This is a genomic window from Cytobacillus luteolus, from assembly GCF_017873715.1.
Taxonomy (GTDB): Bacteria; Bacillota; Bacilli; order Bacillales; family Bacillaceae_L; genus Bacillus_BV; species Bacillus_BV luteola.
The window spans coordinates 196,126-220,047 of record NZ_JAGGKM010000006.1 but is presented as its reverse complement, the minus strand read 5'-3'; the positions used below and the strand labels follow the sequence as shown (position 1 = coordinate 220,047).

The following is a 23,922-nucleotide window of genomic DNA, read 5'->3' as shown; positions in this document are numbered from 1 at the left end:
TTCAATTAATATATTTGTAAGGAGGCATAGATAAATGAATTTGATTGATAAAGCGATTGTAATCGCAGCAAAAGCTCATGCTGGTCAGACTAGAAAATTAACAGACATTCCATATATAACACATCCGTTTGCAGTAGGAATGTTACTACAAAAGGAGAAGTGTTCAGATGAAATCATTGCAGCAGGAATCCTTCATGATACAGTTGAGGATACAGATGTAACTTATGAGGATTTGACAAACTTATTTGGATCTAAAGTTACAAGTCTAGTTCGTGCTGCTTCTGAGCAGGATAAAAGCTTATCCTGGGAGGAAAGAAAAAAGCATACCATTGAGCACTTAAAGAATGCGGAATTGGATGAAATAAAAGTTATAGTGGCTGATAAATTACATAATCTAAAGAGCATAAAAGAAGATATTGAAACAAATGGAGAGGATGTATGGAATCGTTTTAACCGAGGTAAAAGCCAACAACATTGGTATTACTCAAGTATTGTGAAAGTGTTAGCACCTCAGAAGGAAGAATTCAGGTTAATAGATGAATTAGAAAAAGTAGTAGTTGATGTATTTGGCCAACTAGATACTATGTGAATTTTGGGGCCTGACCCCCGGCGCGTTAAAGCTTTAACGTGCCGGGGGTCAGGCCCCTTTTTGTTATGAATAATAATAAGGTTGGCGTAAGAAAATAATGAATATGCAACTATGAGAACAAAATTTATTAGAGATAGATTGGAGGAAGATATAAAATTATGGGCAAATATACTGACTCGGCAAAGGAATTGCTAGAGCATGTGGGTGGTAGAGACAATATTTCGGTTGTTACCCACTGTGCAACTAGAATGAGGTTTGTTTTAAAAGACCAAAGCAAGGCAGATGTTAAGGCCGTTGAGAATATTGGGCTCGTTAAGGGTACTTTTACTCAAGCAGGACAATTTCAGGTTATTATCGGCAATGAGGTTGCGACGTTTTATAATGAATTTTCGAAGATTGCAGGCGTAGGAGACACAGCTTCGAAAGATGATGCCAAAGTTGCTGCAAAACAGAATATGAACGTGTTACAAAGAATGGTTTCACATTTAGCAGACATTTTTACTCCATTAATTCCAGCATTAGTTGTTGGGGGTCTAATCCTAGGTTTTAGAAATGTAATCGGTGAAATCAAAATGCTCGATGGTGGAACTAAAACATTAGTCGAAGTTTCACAATTCTGGGCAGGTGCTCATGCATTTTTATGGTTGATTGGTGAAGCGATATTTCACTTCTTACCAGTTGGTATTACATGGGCAATCTCACGTAAAATGGGAACAACTCAAATATTAGGTATCGTTTTAGGGATTACACTTGTTTCTCCACAATTGTTAAATGCATATGGCGTTGCTGGAGCCGAGAATATACCTGTGTGGGATTTTGGGTTTGCTCAAGTTCAGATGATAGGGTATCAGGCACAAGTAATTCCGGCGATTTTAGCAGGTTTTGTACTTTCTTACTTAGAGCTTGGATTGCGTAAAGTGATTCCAAACGTCATATCTATGATTTTTGTTCCGTTTTTTGCTCTAGTTCCTGCTGTCTTAATAGCACACGTTGTGTTAGGACCAATCGGATGGGCAATAGGATCATGGATTTCTGATGTAGTCTACTCAGGTCTAACATCTTCGTTTGGATGGTTATTTGCTGCATTATTCGGTTTCGCTTATGCTCCATTAGTTATTACTGGTCTACATCATATGACAAATGCAATTGACCTTCAGCTAATGAGTGAATTTGGCGGAACCAACCTTTGGCCAATGATTGCATTATCAAATATTGCCCAAGGATCTGCAGTTGTTGCCATGATTTTCTTGAATAGAAAAGATGAAAAAGAACAACAGGTTTCAGTTCCTGCGGCAATCTCCTGTTATTTAGGAGTAACAGAGCCAGCTATGTTTGGTATTAACCTAAAGTATGCTTTCCCGTTTCTAGCAGCAATGGTTGGCTCAATGATTGCGGCCATCATATCAGTAGGTTCTGGTGTAATGGCGAACTCAATTGGTGTAGGGGGAATTCCTGGTATTTTATCAATTCAAGTTCAGGATATGCTTCTGTTCGCATTGGCTATGCTTGTAGCTATCGTTGTACCAATTGTATTAACATTTATTTTAGCAAAAACAAAAATGGGTGAAAATGCATATAAGCGTTTAGGGAAAACTCGTTAATTTTATCAAAAGAAGAAGTAGGTGCAATTTAAATTGACACATCCATGGTGGAAGAAATCTGTTGTTTATCAAATTTATCCTAAAAGCTTTAATGACACGACAGGGAATGGTGTTGGAGATATTCAAGGTATCATTGAAAAGTTGGATTACTTAAAGGAGCTTGGGGTCGATGTTTTATGGTTGACCCCAATTTACAAATCTCCGCAAAGAGATAATGGCTATGATATTAGTGATTATTATTCGATTTATGAAGAATATGGTTCAATGGAAGACTTTGACCGAATGTTAGATGAAGCTCATAAACGGGAAATGAAAATAATAATGGACATTGTGGTAAATCACACTTCCACTGAGCACGAGTGGTTTCATCAATCTATGTCTTCTAGAGATAATCCATATCGAGACTTTTATTTTTGGAAAGACGGCGAAGATGGTAATCCACCTACTAACTGGGCGTCTAAGTTCGGCGGGTCTGCTTGGGAGTATGATGAAACGACTGGACAGTATTACTTGCATCTATTTGATGTAACTCAGGCTGATTTAAATTGGGAAAATGAAAAGGTACGTCATACTGTTTATGAAATGATGCACTTCTGGCTTAAAAAGGGAGTCGATGGGTTCCGGTTAGATGTTATTAACTTAATTTCAAAAGACCAAGATTTCCCTAATGATGATGGTTCAGTACCTCCAGGTGATGGAAGAAAATTTTATACCGATGGACCAAGAGTGCATGAATTTTTCCGTGAGATGAATGAGGAAGTGTTTTCAAAGTATGACATCATGACGGTCGGCGAAATGTCTTCTACAACAATTGAAAATTGTATTAAATATACCAATCCAGAGCGAAACGAACTAAATATGACTTTTAACTTCCATCACTTAAAAGTGGATTATCCAAACGGAGAAAAGTGGACAAAGGCTGAGTTTGATTTTTTAGCATTGAAAAAAATCCTTTCAACTTGGCAGGTAGAAATGCATAAGGGCTCTGGGTGGAATGCGTTATTTTGGTGTAATCATGACCAACCACGTGTTGTATCAAGATTTGGTGACGATGGTACATACCATAAAGAATCAGCAAAGATGCTAGCTACTACCATCCATATGATGCAAGGAACACCCTACATCTATCAAGGTGAAGAGTTTGGGATGACTGACCCAAAGTTTGATACAATTGATGATTACCGTGATGTGGAATCCTTAAATATTTTTAATATAAAAAAGCAAGAAGGTATGCGTGAGGAAGAGATTATTGAGATCCTTAAACAGAAATCAAGAGACAACTCTCGGACACCAGTGCAATGGAATACTAATGAAAATGCAGGTTTTACGACTGGGTCTCCATGGATAAACGTTGCGGGTAATTATAAAGAAGTAAATGCGGAAAAAGCACTGGAAGATAAGAATTCTATTTTTTATCACTATCAAAAACTAGTTAGTCTTAGAAAAAAGTACAATATCATCATTGATGGAGATTATCAGCTAATTCTAGAGAATGATGATACGATTTTTGCTTATGTACGCAGTTCTGAGAATGAGAAATTGCTTGTGGTCAATAATTTCTATGGTCGAGAAACAATGTTTAAACTGCCAGAGAATGTAGATATAGAAGGATTTAGCGGTGAGAGGTTACTTTCAAATTATGATGATTCATCGGAAGAATGGAAAGAAATCCTCTTGCGTCCGTATGAGTCGATTGTATTTCATTTGAAAAAATAAGGAGTGATTATATGTTAAAGAAGCTTTTCGGAAAAAGCAGTGAGCCAGTTGTTGAACATATTACATCACCAATAAACGGACGAGTTCTTGATATAACAGAAGTTCCAGATCCTGTCTTCTCGCAAAAAATGATGGGTGAAGGAATTGCCATTGAACCAGCAGACGGACAGGTTGTTTCACCAGTTGATGGTGAAATTGTCCAAGTGTTTCCTACAAAACATGCCGTTGGAATCAAAACAAAATCCGGCTTAGAAATTCTAATCCATATTGGATTAGAGACAGTAACCTTAAATGGAGAAGGCTTTGAAAGCTTTGTTCAGGCTGGTGACAAAGTAGTGCGAGGAGACAAGCTTATCGCATTTGACTTGAATATAATCAAAGAAAAAGCAGCAAGTACCATTACACCAATGATCATAACCAATACAGACGAGGTCGTAGGGAACTTAGAAAAGAACACTACAGACACAGGGCGAGCGGGAGAAACGGAAGTGTTGACTGTAACCCTGAAATAAAAATGTCAAATGTGTCAAATGGGGCCTGACCCCCGGCGCTTTAAAGCTTTAGCGCAGCGGGGGTCAGGCCCCTGTTTATTACATATAGTTAGTAATTGCGCCTGTCATTGGATGAACGAGGTACCATCCTCTGGTTGCTGTGTGGTTATCAACTATATCAAAAACATGAATTAAATATTGATCATTTACTGTATGATCATACTTTATATAGACTTCTGGATGATTGGCCAAACCTAATGCTCTTCTTACTAGATTTTCAGCTTGTGTTTTAGAAAGTGTTTGATCTTTTTCAACATTGAGTAGCTTCATTGTGTTTGCAATACCACGAATCTTCTTTTTATTAGCTACTATAAACAAATAGTGACTAAGTGAATCGCCAATTACATAGGGTTTCGGAAATTTAACAATTAGTGATGCTTTATTATTATAATCATCTGATTGATCACTAGAAGGCAATATTAAGCATGCTTGTTGCCCATCGATTGTCATATCTACAATTTCAGGGTTAGAACCATATGAGTCAAATTTATCGTGAGCATAGCTCTCACATACCTCCTTCAAAGGAGCAACATTACTTGGTTCCGAAGGAGGAGCTGCTATTATACTGGATACTTCAAAATAACCAGATTCTCCTTCATACCTAATTGGGGAAGTATACACTTTGCTCCAACCTCTTGGATGCATAAAAGCAATACGGTGAGATTGGTCAAAGAAATACTTCCAATCAAATGGTAGACAGACATACTGCCCAATTGTTAATTGAAAAGGGTTCGCTTGTGGATTAAGTTGAATAATGGATTCGAGAGAAACATTAAACACTTGGGAAAGCTTATAAAAGCTATCTCCTTGTTTAAGTTGATAAGGAGTTGTGCCAGGTGGACAATATGCAAAGGGAGATTCAGTTGGAACACAGATAGCTTGCCCTATTTGTAAATTGTTCGGGTTTGTATTGGGGTTTGCCTGGAGTAAATAGTCTAATGGAATAGAAAAATAGTGGGCAATTCGGTAGTAAGAGTCACCTTCCTGAATGAAGTAGAATTTTCCGTTTGAGCAGGACGGAAAATTCTCCTGTCTGGGTAGACATATTGTCTCACCAACAGCAAGTTCTTCCACATCTACAGTTGGATTGGCATCCTTAATTGCTTCTAAAGGTATTCGAAACTGTTGAACAATTTGATATATAGTCTCTCCTTCTTTTACTTGATACGGTGTTAATCCAGGTAAACAAGACTTAGAATAGTTTGGCATCAAAAATAACCTCCCTTTCTAACACCAACCTATTCAATAAATAACCCAAATATGTCGAAAGGGGCCTGACCCCCACTACGTTAAAGTGCTAACGTAGTGGGGGTCAGGTGGTAGTTTATAAGTGGTTATTTATCCAGTTTAGAATATCATCGTAGACCTCTTGTTTATTAATTTCATTTAGGATTTCATGTCTAGCTTCAGGATAAAATTTATAGGTTACATCCTTCAATCCAGCAGATTTTAGTTGATTATAGCTTTGTAATACGCCTTTTGTATTTTTCCCAACTGGGTCTTTGTCTCCTGCTAGAAAACAGACAGGAAGTTGCTTTGGTATTTTATCATCCTCATCATATAGTGAGTTCAGGGCCTTGAGAAAGTCCTCAAAAAAACCTGCTGAGAAAACACCACCTGCTAAAGGATCACTAATATACTTATCCACTTCTTTTTCGTCGCGACTTAACCAATCAAATTCCGTACGATTAGGTTTGAAAGCTTTATTGTAGCTGCCAAAGGTTAAAGCGTTCATCTTACTACTAGGTGTTCGTCTACCGTGTTTTCTGGCTTCACGTACGGCTAGATAATGGCCTACCTTTCCAAGGAAACCAGGATGTCCACCTGTTGCGGAAAAGATAACTCCTGCTACTAGGTCACCATACAGTTGAATGTATCGTCTAGATAGAAATGAACCCATACTATGGCCCAACAGAAAGATGGGAGTAGTAGGATAATCCTGTTTAATAAGGTAGGTCAACGCTTTCATATCTTCTACAATGATTTCATACCCATTCTCATCGGCAAAATACCCGCGGTCAGAATCACGAGTTTCGGTTTGCCCATGCCCTCTGTGATCATTCCCAAACACGTAAATCCCATGACTTACTAAGAATGAAGCAAACTCATGATAGCGGTCAATATGCTCAGCCATACCATGAGCAATTTGCACAATCGCTTTAGGTTCATCTTCTGAAACCCACTTCTTTGCATATATACTCTTACCATCCTTAGCTGAAAAGTTAAAGATTGTCTTTTGCATAATTGTCTTCCTCTCTAGGCTCTTTACTCTTATTAAAAGGCAAAAGTCAGAAAAATGCAAAATAATATGTACCCAATTGAAAAAGCTGACCGCTTTATCACTTTAACGTGCTGGGGGTCAGGCCCCATGAAATGGTCCTGTAAAAAACGCTTGACTCAGTTGGGAAAGTTTGTATAATTTAGATGTATAAATATGGTTTTTATTCACGAACTGATAAACCGTGGTTGCTATCACCCTCATTTCAATTAAATGGGCCGGTTTCGTATCTTTTGCAGATATGGAGCTGGCTTTTTATTTTTCTAAAGGAGTGTTTTTGTATGGTATATGTTTTTAAAGAACCGAAAGAATTCATCGAGCCTTTCTATCAAACTAGTATCAGACCATTTCCTTGTGAGGTAGAACTTCTTGAGAGTAAAGCTTTTCGAAGGTTAAAATTTCTATCTCATTACGGAACCGGGTCACTAATAACCTCAGCAAAACATACAAGATTTGAACATACAATCGGAGTTTGGGCAATTGTCTCGACCTTTTTTCCAAAGGAGGAAGAATTGCGGATAGCAGCACTTCTTCATGATATTGGTCACCTTCCATTTTCGCATGCTGTTGAAAGAACACTTGGTTTCAATCATCATACGATTACAGAGGAAAATATTAGAGGACAAGAAATTTCAACGATCCTAAACAAGTACGGTTATGATCCAAATAGAATCATTGAAATTCTGGATAATGATTCCCCCTTATCACATAAAACACCGTATTTAAGTGCAGACCATTTGGATAGTTTTTTGAGAGATGCTTATATGTTAGGGAAGATTAAGGAACACCCTGCAACCATCTTTAAAAACCTTTCTTTTAACCATCAGTATGTTGAAGCGAACCTAGATACAAGTAAGCACATTATCGGGGCTATCTACGAAGATCATAGGACCTTCCTAAAACCAATTTCACTGGCACTTGATTCAATGCTAGCAAAAGCTATTTCTATATTTGCTAGTGAAAAAGAGGTGGATTTGCAGTCTATTCAATCACTGACAAATAATGAACTTCTTCAATTACTTCAAAATGCTAACATAGAAGCGGTAAATAAGATTCTTTCCATTATCCTATGGTACCCAGAAAAGGTGTCAATTCACGAGGAAGACACTGTTGGAGCTGTAGGGGTAGAAGTCAAAAAAGTGTATGATAAAACTCCATTAGTCAATGGAACCCCACTAACCGAGATATGTTCAGATACACAAGAGACCTTAGAAGCTATTCGCGCTATGAAAAAAATGTACTATTATAGCTATTAAAATATGACAAAAGGGGCCTGACCCCCGGTGCGTTAAAGCTTTAACGCGCCGGGGGTCAGGCCCCACTTTATTTGTATTCTTTGATTAATTGTTCTAGTTGTTTAAGTGCATTTTCGTTGAAGGGTGTTTCGCTGTTTTTGATTGCTTCAAAGGCACTTTCGATTAGGAAGATTCGTGGTTGCTTTGAATTGGTCAGCTCACTTTGAATAAAATCTAATAACTCATGATATTTAGCTTGTGTATCCTGTTTTGTTAATGATGCTTTTAGTTTTAGAACAGTATTATATAGCCTATGCTGGTATGGGTGTTCTAGTTGTTCGTCAGGAAACCACCTAGTTAGCACTTCTGGGTCAATTAGTTGTTCTCCTGCTTGTGACACTTCTTCGATAACCTTTACAATCCTGTTAACGCTATATTGAACAACCTTGTGAATACTACTATTTGAATCATAAGCCATGGATGAATATCTCATATTTTGATATATAATCCCATTAAACATAATTGCACAGTCTAATAAGTAAGGTTTTTTATTTTCTCCAAAGATATCTATAAATCGTCGATAAAACCATCGGATTATTCTTAATTGTCCTTTAATAATAAAGTTTTTTAAGTCTTTATCATCTGAAAAATTAACCTCTTCAAATAGAGCAACCAGTTTTTTAGTTCGGTTGGTTTCCATTTGTAATTCAATTTGTTTAATAAAGATTTCTAGGTTTGCGGGATCTTGACCTAGTAACAACTCATTTCGGTCTTGCTCCATTTTTCGATAGATGGTTTTTAGAAGCTCCATTAATAATTCATTTTTGGATGAAAAGTAATTATAAAATGTGCCTTTCGCAATTCCACTATAGTCTAATATGTCTTGAATTGAAGTGGCTTGAAAGCCCTTTTCAATAAAAAGTTGATGTGCCATTTTTATAACGTGCTTCTTTTTATCGTTCATATCCTCACCCTTACTTTAACTAGACTGCCTGTCTAAAAATTATAGTACATCAATTAATTCCTTAATACAAACCTTTTAGTAAAGGGGATATTACCAATTGCAATAATTGTACTCATGGTATAATATATGAGTGTGGAACAATAGTATAATTTATTAGACTGATAGTCTACAGGAGGAACGAAATGGATCAACCAATTAATCAAACAAGTCGCCCTCCATATGGCATTTTAGCTGTATTAATGGTCGGCGCTTTTATAGCATTTTTAAATAATACTTTATTAAATATAGCATTACCGTCTATAATGGCAGATTTAAAGGTTGATGCTGCCACTGTCCAATGGCTTACAACAGGTTTTATGTTAGTGAATGGAATTATGATTCCAACAACGGCATATTTAATTCAAAAATATTCAGTAAGACGCTTGTTTTTAGTTGCCATGGGGCTATTTGCAGCTGGAACGATTATCGCAGGAAGTGCTCATATATTTCCGTTACTGTTAACCGGGCGCATGGTTCAAGCATCAGGTACGGCAATCATGATGCCGTTATTAATGAATGTAATGTTAGTGAGTTTTCCAATTGAAAAAAGAGGAACGGCAATGGGTGTTTTTGGCTTAATTATGATGGCTGCACCTGCCATTGGTCCTACATTGTCAGGCTGGATTGTGGAGCATTATCACTGGAGAATGCTTTTCCATTTTGTCACGCCAATTGCTGTCTCTGTATTTTTATTAGGTTTATTTTTACTAAAGGATAAAAAAGAGAAAGTGCATTTACGTTTAGATCTGTTTTCACTTCTTTTATCAAGTGTAGGTTTTGGAGGTCTATTGTATGGATTTAGTTCCGCTGGTAGTAAGGGGTGGGACAGTCCACAAGTATATGCAACGATTATTATTGGGGCAACCTCATTAGTATGGTTTATTTTACGTCAATCCCAACTTGAGAAACCTATGCTTAACTTCGGAATATATAAGTACCCAATGTTTGCGTTATCCTCAGCCATTTCGATGGTTGTAAATATGGCAATGTTTTCGGGAATGCTTTTAATTCCTATCTATGTTCAAACATTAAGAGGAATTTCACCTTTGGATGCAGGATTGCTGATGCTTCCAGGAGCGTTATTAATGGCAGTGATGTCTCCCATCACTGGAAGATTATTTGATAAATTTGGCGGAAAAATTTTAGCGATAACCGGTTTGACCATTATGACTGTAACAACCTTTTATTTTAGTCGATTAACATTTGAAACGCCATATACGTATTTAATGATGCTTCATGCATTACGAATGTTTGGTATGTCAATGGTATTCATGCCTGTTTCAACCAACGGACTAAATCAGTTGCCAACACGATTTTACCCGCACGGAACGGCTATGAATAACACGCTTAATCAAGTTTCAGGTGCGATTGGTACTGCTTTATTAGTTACGGTTATGTCTACTCGAACTGAATCTCAGACTTTAAAATTATCTGCAGAAGCTACTGGGGCAGTAACAACTGAACTGCAGCAACAAATTGCAATGCAGGCTATGTTAAATGGTATCAATTACTCTTTCTTAGTATCGTCAATTATTGCTGTGGTGGCATTGATTTTAGCATTTTTTATAAAACGAGCTACACAGGCAGAGGATACCACAGAACAAAAGCAAGAGGGAAATAAAGTTGTAGCAAAACTCGTTTAGAGTTAAGTAGCTTATACGAGTTAGAGGGAGGTGGGCCTAGTGATAGGTACCGCCTCTCTTTTTATATTTTCATAAAATAGGCTATGATTGTAAGTAACCGACCTTAAAGTAGGAGTAATAAGATGAAAGAACATTACTATGAAAAATTGTTAAATATACGCACGAGGGATAATCAAAAAAAGTCGAATCAATCTATACATTATCATCCGTATGAGCCAACACCGTATGAAGCGTTAGAGCAGTTAATAGAAAGATATGATGTGAACAAAAGTGATCAAATTGTAGATTTTGGTTGCGGAAAAGGAAGGCTGCTATTCTTCCTTCATTATACAAGTGGGGCAGTGGTAAAGGGCGTTGAGATGAACTCAACTTTTTATGAAGAAGCTAGTGCTAATTTGAAGAATTATTCAAAACGTCACAGAACCCTTAGTACAAAGGCAATCTCACTAATCCACAACAGTTATGCAGAGGAGTACGAGATAGAACCTACTGATAACCGATTTTATTTTTTTAACCCGTTTTCAATAAAGGTATTTATGAAGGTAATCTCTAATATTTTAGTATCAATGGAAAAATCACCTCGTGAGGTCGAGATAGTCTTATATTATCCATCTGAAGATTATATCTACTACTTAGAAAACCAAACCTCTTTTGAGCTAAAAAACGAAATTCAGGTTGAAGGATACTATCAACAAAACCAAAATGAAAGATTTTTAGTCTATCGGGGCCTGACCCCCGGTGCGTTAAAGTGATAAAGTGAGTATAATCGAGAAAGGGGAAATAGTACGATGAGCAGTAATTCTTTAATAGAAGCATTTAAAGCAACAAAATATCAATTAGGTGGTCATGGTACAAGGAATGTTGATGTGTTGAAAGAGGCATTTGAGGCTGTGAGCAGTCAGGAAGAAAGTGATTTGTACGGAACGGGTAACTTTATTGAAGCCTTTGAAAATAAAATGGCTGCTTATTTAGGTAAAGAAACGGCAGTGTTTTTTCCAAGCGGTACGATGGCCCAACAGATCGCATTACGAATTTGGTGTGACCAAAAAGGGATAAACAAGGTTGCGTATCATCCCTTATCTCATCTAGAGATACATGAAGAAGATGGACTAAGAAAGCTACATCATATTGAGCCAATCCTTCTAGCTGACAAGACTAGAGTTATAGAATTAGATGATGTCTTAAATATGAACGAGAATATAGCCTGTTTATTGTTAGAGTTACCGCAGCGAGAGATTGGCGGTCAGTTACCTGACTATGAAACTCTTGTTTCTATTTCTCAATTCTGTCGTGAAAATGGAATTAAACTACAGCTAGATGGAGCAAGACTTTTTGAGATTTTACCATACTACAACAAAACGGCTGCCCAGATTTGTGATCTTTTTGATAGTGTTTATGTATCATTTTATAAGGGAATTGGTGGACTAGCCGGGGCTATTTTAGCCGGTGAAAAAGGGTTTACGGAAGAGGCAAAGGTGTGGAAAAGACGTCACGGTGGAGACCTAATTAGTCTTTATCCTTATATTGTTACAGCCGATTATTATTTTGATAAACGGATCCATAAAATGGGTCAGTATCACGAAGACGCTACAGAACTAGCTAGGCTCTATAATGATTGTCCAGGAATAACGACCCTACCTGAGGTACCAGTTTCAAATATGTTCCATGTACATTTTAGCCACTCAAAAGAACTAATAGAACCTATTTTGCTAGATTTGTATGAGCAAACTGGAATTGGATTAAGCGGTCATTTAAGGGTGATAGACGATCAATTATGTTACTTTGAGGTAAGTATTGGCGACCAGTATGCCGGTGTTCCGAAGAGAGAGTTAGAAGTAGCGTTCCGAGAGTTAGCTAAAAGGTTAAAAGAGATTTAATAGAATTTCCCCTGGGAGGAAATAGCGTGAAAATAGAAGCATTAGGATCTGAAAGAATAGCCGATTTTGTTGCATATTGTAAGAAACATAAGCATGAAGTAGACGAGTCATTTTTATATGATGATGATTTAAGGGATTTCAAGCCTGACGAAGAGAACCCGACTTATATTGTTGTGAATAGCGAAAATAATATAATTGCTACAGTATCATTAATTGTAGATGAGTATAACAAGCGGGGAAAAAAGGCAAGGTTTAGGATTTTTCATTCAGAAATCAATGACCTAGAAATCTATCAGAGGTTAATGGAAGCTATTATAAAACACACAGAGGGTCTTGAAAAAGTATTTATCTTTGTTCCAATGATAAATGAAAACTTAGAAGAATGTATTAAAGGTTTGAACTTCTCCGTTGAGAGGTATTCGTATCTTTTAGTACGAGAGGATTTAGATGTCCCCGAGATAGGGCTTCAAGAAGGGTACGAATTAAGATCATTTGAAGAAGGCAAAGATGAAAACATTTGGTGTGAAGTTAGAAACGCTAGCTTTGCTACTCTTAAAGGAAGTGAGACACCAGTTACACCAGAGATGGTTTCTAAAATGCTAGCTTCTGACGAATATATAAAAGGTGGTTTAATGATTCTTTTCCATGGCAACATGCCTGTTGGTGTGATTAGAGGGTCAGATGATGAATTTGAGGATGCACCCATTATGAATATTGGGCCCATAGCAGTCATCCCAGAATACCAGGGGAACGGCTTAGGCAGAACTTTACTAAGAGCTATGCTTCGCTTTGCAAAGGAAAAATCCTATAAACGAACATACCTATGTGTAAATGCAGATAATGAGAGGGCGAAAGCACTTTACTTACAAGAAGGCTTTCAACAAGTTGAGGCAGTTACATGCTATCACTATGATCTAACCTAAAAAGTGGGGAAAGTGGGGCCTGACCCCCAGTGCGTTAAAGCTTTAAAGCGCCGGGGGTCAGGCCCCTTAAATGTACCCTTTTATGTATATCTTTTGGAGTATCATATGAAACTAAGAAGATGGAGGGATGGATGATGAAATTCGTAATTATTGGTGGAGATGCAGCGGGAATGAGTGCAGCTATGCAGATTGTGCGCAATAGCTCTGGTCATGAAATTACTGTTTTAGAAAAGGGAGGCATTTATTCATACGGACAGTGCGGTCTCCCTTATGTAGTAAGCGGTAAAATTGAGTCTACTGATAAGTTAATTGCACGTACTCAGGATGAGTTTAAAGATAAATATGGAATAGATGCCAGGGTCTATCATGATGTTAAAAAAATTGACCAGGAACGCAAAGTGGTCCAAGGCATAAACCGTGAAACAGGAACACCCTTTGAAATCCCCTATGATCGTCTTCTAGTTGCTACTGGGGTAAGTCCGGTCGTGCCTAAATGGGAGGGAGTGCAGCTTCCGGGTGTTTTTACATTAAAAACAATTCCAGATGCAAACGAAATAATCGATTATCTAGAAAAAGATGTCCAGAATGTCACGGTTATTGGCGGAGGATATATCGGACTAGAGATGGCTGAAAGCTTTGCAGAATTAGGAAAGAATGTAACAATTATTGAAAGAAATCAACAATTGGCTAAAATTTTTGACGAAGATCTGGCGGAACTCATCCATGAGGAAGCGAAGAAGCAGAATATTACCCTGAAATTTGGTGAATCTGTAGAGAGTTTTAAAGGTGAGGCTCATGTAGAGACTGTCATTACTGATAAAGGTGAGTATAAAGCAGACCTTGTCCTGATAGCAATAGGTGTAAAGCCAAATGTCTCGTTACTTGAAGGGAGCGGGGTTCATACAAGTGTTAACGGAGCTATCCAGGTAAATGCTTATATGCAAACGAATGTTAAGGATATTTTTGCTGCAGGAGACTGCTCCACTCACTACCATCGAATAAAAGAAAGAGATGACCATATCCCACTAGGGACTCATGCAAATAAACAGGGGCAAATCGCTGGACTAAATATGATAAATCAACCTCATACATTTAAAGGAGTAGTAGGTACATCTGTTATTAAATTTTTCAATCTAACCCTAGGTCGAACAGGCTTATCTGAAAATGAAGCGAAGGGTCTTAACATTCCTTATGGTACAGTAACCATAAAGACAAAAGATATTGCTGGATACTACCCAGAAAGTGAAAGAATGACTGTTAAACTTGTGTATCATAAGCAAAGTCACAGTCTACTCGGTGGTCAAATCATTGGAGGCAATGGAGTAGATAAACGAATCGATGTACTAGCAACTGCATTATTCAACTCGATGACAATGGAACAATTACTAGAATTAGATTTAGCCTATGCACCACCTTATAATGGAGTGTGGGACCCTATTCAGCAAGCAGCTAGAAGGGTAAAGTAAGGGTGAGACATTTGTCACTCGCCACTAAATAGGGATATGTTATGATTTTACTAGTGATTAGTAAAAAACAGAGGTGTGTAGAACATGAAAACAATATTAGTAGTTGGTGGAGGAGTTACTGGTCTATCTGCCATGCATGAATTACATAAATGGAAAAAAGAGAATAAGGCGGATGTTCGTCTCATTCTTTCTGAAGCATCAGAAATTCTTGGTGGAAAAATACGTACACTTAGTGATAGCGGCTTTGTGATGGAAACAGGAGCGGATTCAATCGTAGCTCGAAAAGCGAATACAATGACATTTATTAAGGATTTAGGATTAGAAAATGAAGTGGTCTATAATGCAACAGGGCGTTCATTTATTTATGTAGATGGAGAGTTGAAATCTATTCCTGATGACTCCATTTTTGGAATTCCAATGAGTATAGAATCACTAGCAAAAAGTACACTGATATCAGCTGAAGGAAAGGTAGAGGCTCTAAAGGATTTTTATACGAAGAATGAATCCTTTACAAAGGATGATTCTGTTGGATCGTTTCTGGAGTTTTGTTTTGGAAAAGAATTAGTTGAAAAACAAATCGGGCCAGTGTTGTCCGGTGTATACTCAGGAACCCTTGCTGACTTGACAATTGCATCAACCCTTCCTTACCTGATTGATTATAAGAATGAGTACGGGAGTGTGATTAAAGGGTTCGAGGCGCACAAGGCAAAATTTCAAAATTCGTCAGGTGGACAAAAGTTTATCTCCTTTAATACTGGAATGGGTACTCTAATTGATGCTTATGAAGATACTTTTAAAGATGATGTAGAGGTTTTAAAAAACCACCCAGTAACAGCTATTGATAAAAATGATGAAGGTTACAGAGTCAGCTTTGCAAATGGTGAAGCGGTAAATGTGGATTATATTATTTTAGGCATCCCTCATATAGCAGCACAGGAGTTGTTAAACGAACCTAGTTTGGACCAACCATTTGCTGAATTGAAAAATGGCTCTCTATTAAGTGTATATGTTGCCTTTGATGTACCAGATTCGATTCTGCCTGCTGAAGGTACAGGGTTTATCACAGCAAAAAATGATGAACTATCTTGTAATGCATGTACATGGACAAGTCGAAAATGGAAACATACATCAGAAAGTGGTAATTTGCTCGTTAGACTCTTCTATAAGAGCAGTCATCCTTCATTTGAATCATTAAAAGAAATGAATGAAGATGAATTATTAAAAGTAGCACTTGCAGACATATCAAAAAGCTTAGGGATAACAGCTAAACCAGTTTCTAATGAAATAACAGATTGGTCAAATACGATGCCAGCATATCAAATCACGCATCCAAAAATCGTAGAAATGCTCGAAAACGAACTAGCTGGCTCCTATCCAGGAATCCTGTTAGCTGGGTGCTCCTACTATGGAGTTGGAATACCAGACTGCATCGAAAACGGACAAAAAACGGCCCACAAAATAATAGCCCAACTATAAAATCTGGGGCCTGACCCCCGCCACTTTAAAGCTTTAGTGCAGCGGGGGTCAGGCCCCAGAAGTTTTTTGTCGAACCCTGTCTTACGTGTGTGTTAAACTATATATAAGTGTAGTTTTAGAGATTTATAGATAAAAAGGAGAGGGTTACTTGAAAAAGCAGGATGAGTTGTTACTACAGCTTGAAAGTATAGTAAAGGAGTTACAGGCTGGTCGGGATGAGTCAGCTACAACTGTTGCTATGGGCCAAAAAAGTAGAATGCCTAATCTCTCCGGTTTGTTTTTACGCTATTTTTTTAAGATATGGGGCTTGAAAATTATTGGGCTTTTTATCATTTGTACTGTACTCATAGCAGGAACGGTATGGTATTTTTCAGGCAGTACCTTCACTCAACGGGAAACAGCATTCGTTGAACAGGTTCAGGAGTTATCGACCCTTGCCACTGCGCAAGCGCACATAAAGGTGATCATAGAACAACAAGACAATAAGATTTTTGGTAAAGATATAACTGTAAATATTCCAGGAACAAAAAGAGAGCTACTATTAGTTGTACCTGCTACAGTGATTGCGGGTGTGGATTTAAAGAATTTAACCAATGATAGAGTAGATGTAAATGAAAAGCAAAAAGAGATTACCCTCACACTGCCTCACGCAACGTTTATACAAGAGCCCTCTATTCAGATGGATAAAGTAAGAGCATTTTCAGATGAAGGGTTATTCCGCACTGAGGTCAGGTGGTCAGAAGGATTTGAGCTTGCAGCAGAGGCCCAAGAACTAATAAAACAAGAAGCATTAGAAGTTGGCTTATTACAAACAGCAGAAAATAGTGCAGAAAGAGTCCTTAAAGAATTCTTTAGTAACCTTGGATACACTGTAACTGTAAACTATAAATAAATCACTTGGGGCCTGACCCCCAGCGCGTTAAAGCTTTAAAGCGCCGGGGGTCAGGCCCCGAATTTATTTTGTTTTTTTCCCTAAAACGAAAAAGTATAGGAGAATAGAAATAGATACGGATAACGCAGATGCCACATAGATGCTGCTATATCCAAATAGGTATGCGATTTGACCGAATCCAATTGCACCTATACCTACACCAAGGTCAAAGGAGGAGAAAAAAGTAGCATTTGCCATTCCTTTTCGATTTAGTGATGCTGATTGGACGGACCATGCTTGTAGAGCAGGTTGGATTGAACCGAAGCCTAACCCATAAAGAATAGCTGCTATGTATAATACGGTGCTATTCGGTAACCATGCGAGCAAAAGCATGGCGCTAAAAATGGATAGAGACCCTGCTGGAAAGACTGCTCTATGACCTTTCAGATCATAAATTCGTCCAGCTAATGTTCTAGAGATCATAATGCCAATCGCGAATAGAAAGAAGTACCATTGAATGCCTTCAATCCCTTTTTCAACAGTGTATAAAGGTAAGAAAGAAGCAATTCCCCCAAACGTAACCGTTATAAAAAATAGAAGTATAGAAGGTGGTAATGCGGACTTTTCATAAATGTCCCACCTTTTGGCTTTCGTCGTAGGTTTTTCAACCTGACGATAGTTAATCGTTGATGACAACATGACTGCAACCAAACCAAGTGCTGCGCATATAAGAAATAATTGTTTGAAAGTTAGAACGCCAACCAGAGTCAAGCCTAGAGTTGGACCCGCAGCAAGCGCAACGTTTCCGAATAATCCATAATAACCCATTCCTTCGCCACGTCTTTTCGGTGGTATAAGATCAGTCGCTATGGTTCCAGAAGCTGTAGTTGAAAATCCCCATCCAATCCCTTGAATGATTCTCAAAAAAAATAAAAACATTAGGGCAGATGCAAAGCCAAATGAGCCTACTGAAATTACGAATATGATTAACCCAGCTAGGTAAACAAATTTTCTTCCTTTTGACTCAAGTGCATGACCAGCAAATGGCCTCATAATTAATGCAGAAAAAGTGAAAATCCCCACAACAACACCAATCAATTGATCATTTCCACCAAGTTGTTCAACAAAAAGTGGTATGGTAGGCAACGTCATTTGAAAGCCAAGAAAAATAAAGAAATTTGATAAACAGATCAAAGTGAAATCTCTTGACCAAATCTTCTCTTTATTTTCATTCTGATTCTGGGCTTCTTTGGTCAAGGCTGTGCTCATTGTAATCTCCTCTCTGTATTTTTCTATTATGAATATTTCGTCTATCTAAATAATATTCTACCTAAAACCGGCAGAAAATCCTACTTATTAGAATTTACATCATAACAAAAATAAATCCAGATTGCTTTATACAATCTGGAAAGTGGTTAACGATAGGACTTCGAATAAAGGATGTAAAGAAGAATGAGCATGACAATATCTAATCTCGCATGAAAAGCAAAATGCAAAAGTCCAGTATGAAGCAGTGGTACTTTAGTTAATAAAAACGCACCAATCATAATTACGAGTAAGAGAATCGAAGCATTTTTAACGCTTTTGCCTAAAAGAATAAAGATTCCACAAATGATCTCAATAATAGCGACAATATTCATAATAAGAATTGGCTCTGGTAGACCTAAAGAGATAAAGTAACTGCCCAGTGTTGAACTGAAAATCTTCATAAGCCCTGAAATAATGAACACAAATGCAACTGCATATTCAATCAATCGAAAAGCTGATAATGAACGGCTCAGAATAACACCCCCTTTTACTTAATCTTATGCTTGTCAGGGGACAAACTATGCCAAAATAAAGAGCCTACCACCCATTCACGTTAACACTTTAACGCAGTGGGGGTCAGGCCCCAGAAGACACAATTTACATAAATTTGTTTACGAAGTTCCAGATGGTGTTCCAGTATTTTTCAGGGTCTACTTTTTCTGCTTCACCATGCCCAGCGCCAGGAATGATAAGTTTCTCTTTTTCGACGTTTGCGGCATTGTAGACTTCATCAAGCATGGTGTATGGAACAAAGGTGTCAGCATCGCCATGGATAAAGAGAATAGGAGTGTTACTCTTTGCAACTTGTTCCACAGCGGAAGCCTCGTTTAGATCATAGCCAGCACGAATTTTAGTTATTGTGTTCGCAGCATTCATAACTGGAAACTTAGGTAATCCGAACAAGTCATCAAGCTGGTATGTGAACTCATCAACTACACTTGAATATCCACAATCCTCAACAATTACTTTAACATTAGCAGGTAGACTCTCCCCAGATGTCATCATAACTGTAGCTCCACCCATAGATATACCGTATAAAAGAATCTCTGCTTGTGGGTCCTTCTCTATAATTTGATTGATCCAAAGAAGCATATCTTTTCGGTCATCCCAACCCATACCGATATAATGCCCTTCGCTATCTCCATGTCCACGTAAATCAGGAGTTAGCACATGGTAACCATTTTCATAAAAATTCCGAACATATCTAGTCATTTGAGTACTATTTCCATTGTAGCCATGTACTACTATTGCCCACTTCTGAGTAGTACCCTCATTTTCAAAAAGGTAGCCATTCAATTTTAAATCATCTTCAGAAACAATCGTTAGTCGACTTGGTGAATGCTTCTTAGAAAACTCCGCATCAGCTAGTTCACTAGCTTCTGCAACTTCAGCCAACACGGCCTCAGTTCTTTCGAGGTGTGGGTTATCTTGAAGGAACTCCTTCTTTTTATCCGCATTTAATGCGTAGTTATAAAAATAATTCCCAACAAAACCATAGGAAGCTGTAAGGAAGATGATGATACTAATTGAGATTATACTAATTTTTTTCATAACAAATCCCCTTCTATATATAACTATCAATGAACATTTTAATAATATCATATTGTTTAAAATGTTCATGCACTAAAAAAGGCCCCTACTAAAATACTAGAGGGGGCTTGTAACCTTGAAATGAGTGACTTCTTTTTAAACGCTAGTATTAACTCTCTTGAATATACTTCTCTTTATGAGCGAGTATTTCATCTCTTAGTATTTCTAGCTGGCTAATTTGTTCATTTATTTCTTCAAGTTTCCGATCGGCATAGTCTATTATTCTTTTTTTTTCATCATCGCCTTCAGGATTAGATTCGTAGAGTTCAATCATTTCTTTTATTTCGTGTAAACTAAAACCAAGCTTTTTGCCACGGAGAATCATTTTTAAACGTCTCCGTTCATTGTTTGTATAACTACGTTGCTGGGTTAAACTATCGCGGTTATTTGAGGTAAGCATCCCGATTTCCTCATAATATCTTATCGTTCTTGAGCTGATATCAAATATAGATGCTAATTCACTAATCGTAAATAGACGTTCTTCTGACATTTGCATTTCCTCCAAGTTGACGTTAACGTACACTTACATTTATAATAATTCTGAATATTAAGATTTGTCAACGAGAAATAAGGAGTGGTTTGTAATGAACATAGCTTCCCAGGAAAACGAAACAAGAGGAAATAATTCATATACCTTTAATGAGTTTTTAGAAAAACGAGAGAGTTTGGATTGGTATCGTGATGAACCATTTTTACAAAAAGCAGCAAAGCATTATGTTCGTTCAGACTACGATCAAGTACATGAAAAAATACGCTCGTTCTCACCTACAGTTTCACTTAAGTGGAATAAGCTAGCGGATCAAATTGCAAGACCAGAAGTGCGTCCTTATATGCTTCATTTCGATGCATTTAATCATAGAATTGATCGGATTGTACGACCTATGGAGATGCACCAACTAGAACAAGAGGTTTTTGGTGAAGGAATGTTTTCGAGTAAAATGACTCCTTGGGAAAGTTTTATTAAAAGAATGCTAACTCACCAACTAGGAGAAGCGGGTGTTGCGTGTCCATTAACGTGTACTCATGGACTAATTGGTATCCTTGAACAATTTCCTAATCCAGAGATTCCGGAGCTACAAGAGATTTTAGAGCATACAAAAGAAGGCATCAATGGTGAGTTTGCAATTGGTGCTCAGTTCATGACAGAGATTCAAGGTGGTTCCGACTTGCCTGCTAATCTTTTAGAGGCAGTACCAGATGGAAAAAATTATCGTTTGTACGGAAACAAGTTTTTCTGCTCAGTTGCTCATGCTGATTATTCTGTTGTAACCGCTAAAATATCTGGTTCAGATAAGGTATCAACCTTTATTGTTCCATCATGGTTACCAGGTGAGAAAGAGAAGGAAAAGCGAAACAGCTACGAGATTAATCGAATTAAGTGGAAGCTAGGAACAGCAGAACTGCCAACAGGAGAGATTAATTATAAAGGAGCACTTGCCTATCCCATTGGTCCGAAAGATAAAGGTATAGCTGTAGCCGTTGGAATAGTGCTGACACTTTCACGACTAGAAATTGGTATTGCGTGTGCTGGATTTATGCTCCGGGCTGCTAGGGAAGCAAATCTTTATGCTGATTTCCGTATGGTTTTTGGGAAAAAGGTAAAAGAATTTCCACTGGCAGCTAGTAAACTTAAGTACATTGAAGATGCTGCCCATCGTACAACTGCGGGTGCATTTAAAATTTATGACCTGTTTTTGAAGTTAGAACAACCATTGAACCCAGGCATTAACTCGGAGTCGCCACTTGAAACGAGAAAGCAATTATTTAATTTTAGAGAATTAGTACTTTTACAAAAGATATGTACCACAAATGAAGGGGTTAAGGTTTTAAATGAAGCCATGTCAATATTCGCTGGTCATGGTGTCATGGAGGAATTTTCATCGCTACCACGTATTTTTCGTGATGTTGTCGTTAACGAGCAATGGGAGGGACCAAGAAACTTATTATTAACCCAAATATATCGTGACATACAAAGAGTCATAGATTGGTATACCCCAAAGGAATTTGTCGCTAGCGTACTTGACGGAGCAGCCCATGAAACGATTGAAAAGTTCTCAGCCAAACTTGAAGATTTATTACAACGCCCTGTCCTAGGTGAAGTAAGTGATGCATCAATGGAAGCAGCAACAGAGTGGGATGAGTTCTGCAGTGATTTCTTCAAGGCCTATCAAGAAGTGGCACTATCTGAAATTAAATAATGACAAATGGGGCCTGACCCCCGGTGCTTTAAAGCTTTAACGCACCGGGGGTCAGGCCCCAAAATGTTAATATAATTTCCCTTGCCTATATAGGATGGTGGATAGTTTCATGACGGACTGGATGTAACAGTTTTGTCGTAATGAAAATGGGTCACTAAAATAGGTAGGAAGAATTGTACTCATTGTTGATTGCATTTTATCGTATAAGAGTTTATAGACTTCTTCTTCACTGTAAAACTGAGTTTCTCGACCTTGTAACCACTCGAAGTAAGAAACAATAACACCACCTGCATTTGCTAATATGTCAGGTATAATAATGGCCCCATTAGCATTTAAGTAAGCATCAGCTTCACTTGTCACCGGAGCATTTGCACCTTCGACGATGATGGATGCTTTAATTTTATCCATGTTATCCTTGTGGATTTGGTCCTCTAAAGCTGCTAACATTATACAATCCACATCTAAATAAAGTACGTCTGAACGGTCTAAAATTTCTGCTTTCACACCAGCATTTGCTAATAATTCATCAGTTGAGGGCAAATCTCCTCTGTTTTGGGCAGTGAATTTTACTAAAGTAGGAATATCTAAGCCATCTGAATTATATAGAGTAACATTACGATCACTTACCGCCACAATCTTATTTTGCATATGAGTGCAGTGATAAGCTTCAAGAGCAGCCACAGAGCCTACATTACCAAAGCCTTGTACGGCCATAGTGAGCGGCTTATTTTCATGAGCCAATGCTGTTTTTGCAAATAGGTTATCGGTTTTTGCTAAGAGATTTTTTTGCTCCTTCATAAAGTCATAAAGCATATAACGGAAAGTAAAGTATACTCCTTTTCCTGTCGCTTCCCTACGGCCGAGCGACCCTCCATTGACTACACTTTTTCCTGTAAAACTCCCTCGATATGGTTGGCCTGGGCGAATGCTTTTGTATTCAGCCATCATCCAGTCCATTTCACGTTCCCCTGATCCAACATCTGGAGCAGGAATATCTTTATCGGGCCCTAGAATATCACTAAAATACTGAACGTATTTTTTACAGACTGAATGTAATTCTTTAATCGAAATTGTTCGGGGATCTAATACCACTCCACCCTTACCTCCGCCAAACGGAACCTCGTGAAGTGCACACTTTAGTGTCATAAGAGAAGCGAGATTGACTACTTCTTCCTCATTAACCGACTCGTGGAAACGAATTCCCCCTTTATAAGGACCAAGCGTGTTATTATGTTGAACTCGAAAAGCAGGGATTCTAACAACCTTCCCATCCTCTAAAGGTATTCGCAAAAATGCCTTATTAACATGGTTAGGGGTAGAAAGAATGGCTCCTAAGGATGTAAAAGCCTGCTCTCTTGTTTTATTGGTTAATTCTGGTAAGAATGTTTTATCCTCCAATAAAGCATCCAAAGATTCTTGAACAATTACTCTTGTTTGACTAACCATCAAATAATCCCTCCTGTTTTATTGTCGTACCTAAATTGTAACATACTAACAGTACAAATGATGTTTTGGGGCCTGACCCCCGGCGCATTAAAGCTTTAAAGTGCTGGGGGTCAGGCCCCAAAAGAAGGCCCCAAAAGACACAAATTAGCCA

At 37.9% G+C, this 23,922-nt stretch carries 21 protein-coding genes; 13 read left to right on the top strand and 8 right to left on the bottom strand.

All coding sequences use genetic code 11. From position 1 onward, the window contains the following. The first annotated feature begins 34 nt into the window (after nucleotides 1-34). From J2Z26_RS17810 to J2Z26_RS17795, 4 genes are all read left to right on the top strand, one after another. On the top strand, nucleotides 35-589 hold the full coding sequence (locus J2Z26_RS17810; protein ID WP_193534805.1) for an HD domain-containing protein: 555 nt from the start codon (nucleotides 35-37) through the stop codon (nucleotides 587-589). Between the two features lie 158 nt (nucleotides 590-747). Beyond that, nucleotides 748-2,190 carry a PTS system trehalose-specific EIIBC component gene (gene treP / locus J2Z26_RS17805; protein ID WP_193534804.1) on the top strand — a complete coding sequence of 481 codons (1,443 nt, stop codon included), beginning with the start codon at nucleotides 748-750 and terminating at the stop codon, nucleotides 2,188-2,190. Nucleotides 2,191-2,223: 33 nt separating this feature from the next. After that, a complete protein-coding gene (gene treC / locus J2Z26_RS17800) occupies nucleotides 2,224-3,906 on the top strand; it encodes an alpha,alpha-phosphotrehalase (protein ID WP_193534851.1) in 1,683 nt (560 codons plus the stop codon). Between the two features lie 11 nt (nucleotides 3,907-3,917). Continuing rightward, on the top strand, nucleotides 3,918-4,418 hold the full coding sequence (locus J2Z26_RS17795) for a PTS sugar transporter subunit IIA (RefSeq protein WP_193534803.1): 501 nt from the start codon (nucleotides 3,918-3,920) through the stop codon (nucleotides 4,416-4,418). Nucleotides 4,419-4,496: 78 nt separating this feature from the next. Here the strand turns inward: J2Z26_RS17795 and J2Z26_RS17790 are convergent, their stop codons facing one another. Continuing rightward, nucleotides 4,497-5,666, bottom strand: a complete 1,170-nt coding sequence (locus J2Z26_RS17790; protein WP_193534802.1) for a LysM peptidoglycan-binding domain-containing protein — start codon at nucleotides 5,664-5,666, stop codon at nucleotides 4,497-4,499. Between the two features lie 115 nt (nucleotides 5,667-5,781). Beyond that, nucleotides 5,782-6,699: an alpha/beta hydrolase gene (locus tag J2Z26_RS17785; protein ID WP_193534801.1), complete on the bottom strand. Its 918-nt coding sequence runs from the start codon at nucleotides 6,697-6,699 to the stop codon at nucleotides 5,782-5,784. Nucleotides 6,700-7,016: 317 nt separating this feature from the next. On the opposite strand from J2Z26_RS17785, the gene J2Z26_RS17780 reads away from it, so the two are divergent. After that, nucleotides 7,017-7,991 (top strand): HD domain-containing protein, encoded by a 975-nt coding sequence (locus J2Z26_RS17780; protein WP_193534800.1) that lies wholly within the window; start codon nucleotides 7,017-7,019, stop codon nucleotides 7,989-7,991. Between the two features lie 67 nt (nucleotides 7,992-8,058). On the opposite strand, the gene J2Z26_RS17775 is transcribed toward J2Z26_RS17780, so the two are convergent. Continuing rightward, the gene (locus tag J2Z26_RS17775) at nucleotides 8,059-8,934 is read right to left on the bottom strand and encodes a TetR/AcrR family transcriptional regulator (protein WP_209794397.1); all 876 of its coding nucleotides are present in this window, start codon (nucleotides 8,932-8,934) and stop codon (nucleotides 8,059-8,061) included. Nucleotides 8,935-9,116: 182 nt separating this feature from the next. On the opposite strand from J2Z26_RS17775, the gene J2Z26_RS17770 reads away from it, so the two are divergent. The 7 genes from J2Z26_RS17770 to J2Z26_RS17740 all read left to right on the top strand — a co-directional run bounded on the left by J2Z26_RS17770 (nucleotide 9,117) and on the right by J2Z26_RS17740 (nucleotide 17,250). Then, nucleotides 9,117-10,616, top strand: a complete 1,500-nt coding sequence (locus J2Z26_RS17770; RefSeq protein ID WP_193539947.1) for an MDR family MFS transporter — start codon at nucleotides 9,117-9,119, stop codon at nucleotides 10,614-10,616. A gap of 122 nt (nucleotides 10,617-10,738) precedes the next feature. After that, nucleotides 10,739-11,368: a methyltransferase gene (locus J2Z26_RS17765; protein WP_193539946.1), complete on the top strand. Its 630-nt coding sequence runs from the start codon at nucleotides 10,739-10,741 to the stop codon at nucleotides 11,366-11,368. Nucleotides 11,369-11,404: 36 nt separating this feature from the next. Continuing rightward, a complete protein-coding gene (locus tag J2Z26_RS17760; protein WP_193539945.1) occupies nucleotides 11,405-12,493 on the top strand; it encodes a threonine aldolase family protein in 1,089 nt (362 codons plus the stop codon). Between the two features lie 26 nt (nucleotides 12,494-12,519). Further along, a complete protein-coding gene (locus tag J2Z26_RS22465; protein WP_193539944.1) occupies nucleotides 12,520-13,416 on the top strand; it encodes a GNAT family N-acetyltransferase in 897 nt (298 codons plus the stop codon). Between the two features lie 134 nt (nucleotides 13,417-13,550). After that, nucleotides 13,551-14,882 carry a CoA-disulfide reductase gene (locus J2Z26_RS17750; protein ID WP_193539943.1) on the top strand — a complete coding sequence of 444 codons (1,332 nt, stop codon included), beginning with the start codon at nucleotides 13,551-13,553 and terminating at the stop codon, nucleotides 14,880-14,882. An 84-nt stretch (nucleotides 14,883-14,966) separates the two neighbouring features. After that, nucleotides 14,967-16,358 (top strand): protoporphyrinogen oxidase, encoded by a 1,392-nt coding sequence (gene hemG / locus J2Z26_RS17745; RefSeq protein WP_193539942.1) that lies wholly within the window; start codon nucleotides 14,967-14,969, stop codon nucleotides 16,356-16,358. Between the two features lie 148 nt (nucleotides 16,359-16,506). Continuing rightward, nucleotides 16,507-17,250, top strand: a complete 744-nt coding sequence (locus tag J2Z26_RS17740; RefSeq protein ID WP_193539941.1) for a DUF4230 domain-containing protein — start codon at nucleotides 16,507-16,509, stop codon at nucleotides 17,248-17,250. A 63-nt stretch (nucleotides 17,251-17,313) separates the two neighbouring features. Here J2Z26_RS17740 and J2Z26_RS17735 read toward each other — a convergent pair whose 3' ends face one another. The 4 genes from J2Z26_RS17735 to J2Z26_RS17720 all read right to left on the bottom strand — a co-directional run bounded on the left by J2Z26_RS17735 (nucleotide 17,314) and on the right by J2Z26_RS17720 (nucleotide 20,617). Continuing rightward, entirely contained in the window at nucleotides 17,314-18,498 is a 1,185-nt protein-coding gene (locus J2Z26_RS17735; protein WP_193539940.1) for an MFS transporter, read from the bottom strand. A 146-nt stretch (nucleotides 18,499-18,644) separates the two neighbouring features. Beyond that, a complete protein-coding gene (locus J2Z26_RS17730; RefSeq protein WP_227413893.1) occupies nucleotides 18,645-18,983 on the bottom strand; it encodes a DoxX family membrane protein in 339 nt (112 codons plus the stop codon). A gap of 151 nt (nucleotides 18,984-19,134) precedes the next feature. After that, nucleotides 19,135-20,088: an alpha/beta hydrolase gene (locus tag J2Z26_RS17725; RefSeq protein WP_193539939.1), complete on the bottom strand. Its 954-nt coding sequence runs from the start codon at nucleotides 20,086-20,088 to the stop codon at nucleotides 19,135-19,137. A 148-nt stretch (nucleotides 20,089-20,236) separates the two neighbouring features. Further along, nucleotides 20,237-20,617 (bottom strand): MerR family DNA-binding protein, encoded by a 381-nt coding sequence (locus tag J2Z26_RS17720; protein WP_193539938.1) that lies wholly within the window; start codon nucleotides 20,615-20,617, stop codon nucleotides 20,237-20,239. A gap of 94 nt (nucleotides 20,618-20,711) precedes the next feature. Between J2Z26_RS17720 and J2Z26_RS17715 the strand changes: the two genes are divergently transcribed. After that, nucleotides 20,712-22,325: an acyl-CoA dehydrogenase family protein gene (locus J2Z26_RS17715; protein ID WP_193539937.1), complete on the top strand. Its 1,614-nt coding sequence runs from the start codon at nucleotides 20,712-20,714 to the stop codon at nucleotides 22,323-22,325. 66 nt (nucleotides 22,326-22,391) lie between these two features. Here J2Z26_RS17715 and J2Z26_RS17710 read toward each other — a convergent pair whose 3' ends face one another. Continuing rightward, nucleotides 22,392-23,771, bottom strand: a complete 1,380-nt coding sequence (locus tag J2Z26_RS17710; RefSeq protein WP_193539936.1) for a Glu/Leu/Phe/Val family dehydrogenase — start codon at nucleotides 23,769-23,771, stop codon at nucleotides 22,392-22,394. Nucleotides 23,772-23,922: the final 151 nt, after the last annotated feature.

What these genes read in the sequence shown, in the direction of transcription:
- J2Z26_RS17775 (WP_209794397.1), bottom strand. Translation starts at nt 8,934, where the DNA reads ATGAACGATAAAAAGAAGCACGTTATAAAAATGGCACATCAACTTTTT.
- J2Z26_RS17765 (WP_193539946.1), top strand. Translation starts at nt 10,739, where the DNA reads ATGAAAGAACATTACTATGAAAAATTGTTAAATATACGCACGAGGGAT.
- J2Z26_RS17750 (WP_193539943.1), top strand. Translation starts at nt 13,551, where the DNA reads ATGAAATTCGTAATTATTGGTGGAGATGCAGCGGGAATGAGTGCAGCT.
- J2Z26_RS17770 (WP_193539947.1), top strand. Translation starts at nt 9,117, where the DNA reads ATGGATCAACCAATTAATCAAACAAGTCGCCCTCCATATGGCATTTTA.
- J2Z26_RS17715 (WP_193539937.1), top strand. Translation starts at nt 20,712, where the DNA reads ATGAACATAGCTTCCCAGGAAAACGAAACAAGAGGAAATAATTCATAT.
- J2Z26_RS17810 (WP_193534805.1), top strand. Translation starts at nt 35, where the DNA reads ATGAATTTGATTGATAAAGCGATTGTAATCGCAGCAAAAGCTCATGCT.
- J2Z26_RS17710 (WP_193539936.1), bottom strand. Translation starts at nt 23,771, where the DNA reads ATGGTTAGTCAAACAAGAGTAATTGTTCAAGAATCTTTGGATGCTTTA.
- J2Z26_RS17790 (WP_193534802.1), bottom strand. Translation starts at nt 5,666, where the DNA reads ATGCCAAACTATTCTAAGTCTTGTTTACCTGGATTAACACCGTATCAA.
- treP (WP_193534804.1), top strand. Translation starts at nt 748, where the DNA reads ATGGGCAAATATACTGACTCGGCAAAGGAATTGCTAGAGCATGTGGGT.
- J2Z26_RS17760 (WP_193539945.1), top strand. Translation starts at nt 11,405, where the DNA reads ATGAGCAGTAATTCTTTAATAGAAGCATTTAAAGCAACAAAATATCAA.
- J2Z26_RS17780 (WP_193534800.1), top strand. Translation starts at nt 7,017, where the DNA reads ATGGTATATGTTTTTAAAGAACCGAAAGAATTCATCGAGCCTTTCTAT.
- J2Z26_RS17735 (WP_193539940.1), bottom strand. Translation starts at nt 18,498, where the DNA reads ATGAGCACAGCCTTGACCAAAGAAGCCCAGAATCAGAATGAAAATAAA.
- J2Z26_RS17795 (WP_193534803.1), top strand. Translation starts at nt 3,918, where the DNA reads ATGTTAAAGAAGCTTTTCGGAAAAAGCAGTGAGCCAGTTGTTGAACAT.
- J2Z26_RS17785 (WP_193534801.1), bottom strand. Translation starts at nt 6,699, where the DNA reads ATGCAAAAGACAATCTTTAACTTTTCAGCTAAGGATGGTAAGAGTATA.
- J2Z26_RS17725 (WP_193539939.1), bottom strand. Translation starts at nt 20,088, where the DNA reads ATGAAAAAAATTAGTATAATCTCAATTAGTATCATCATCTTCCTTACA.
- hemG (WP_193539942.1), top strand. Translation starts at nt 14,967, where the DNA reads ATGAAAACAATATTAGTAGTTGGTGGAGGAGTTACTGGTCTATCTGCC.
- J2Z26_RS17720 (WP_193539938.1), bottom strand. Translation starts at nt 20,617, where the DNA reads ATGTCAGAAGAACGTCTATTTACGATTAGTGAATTAGCATCTATATTT.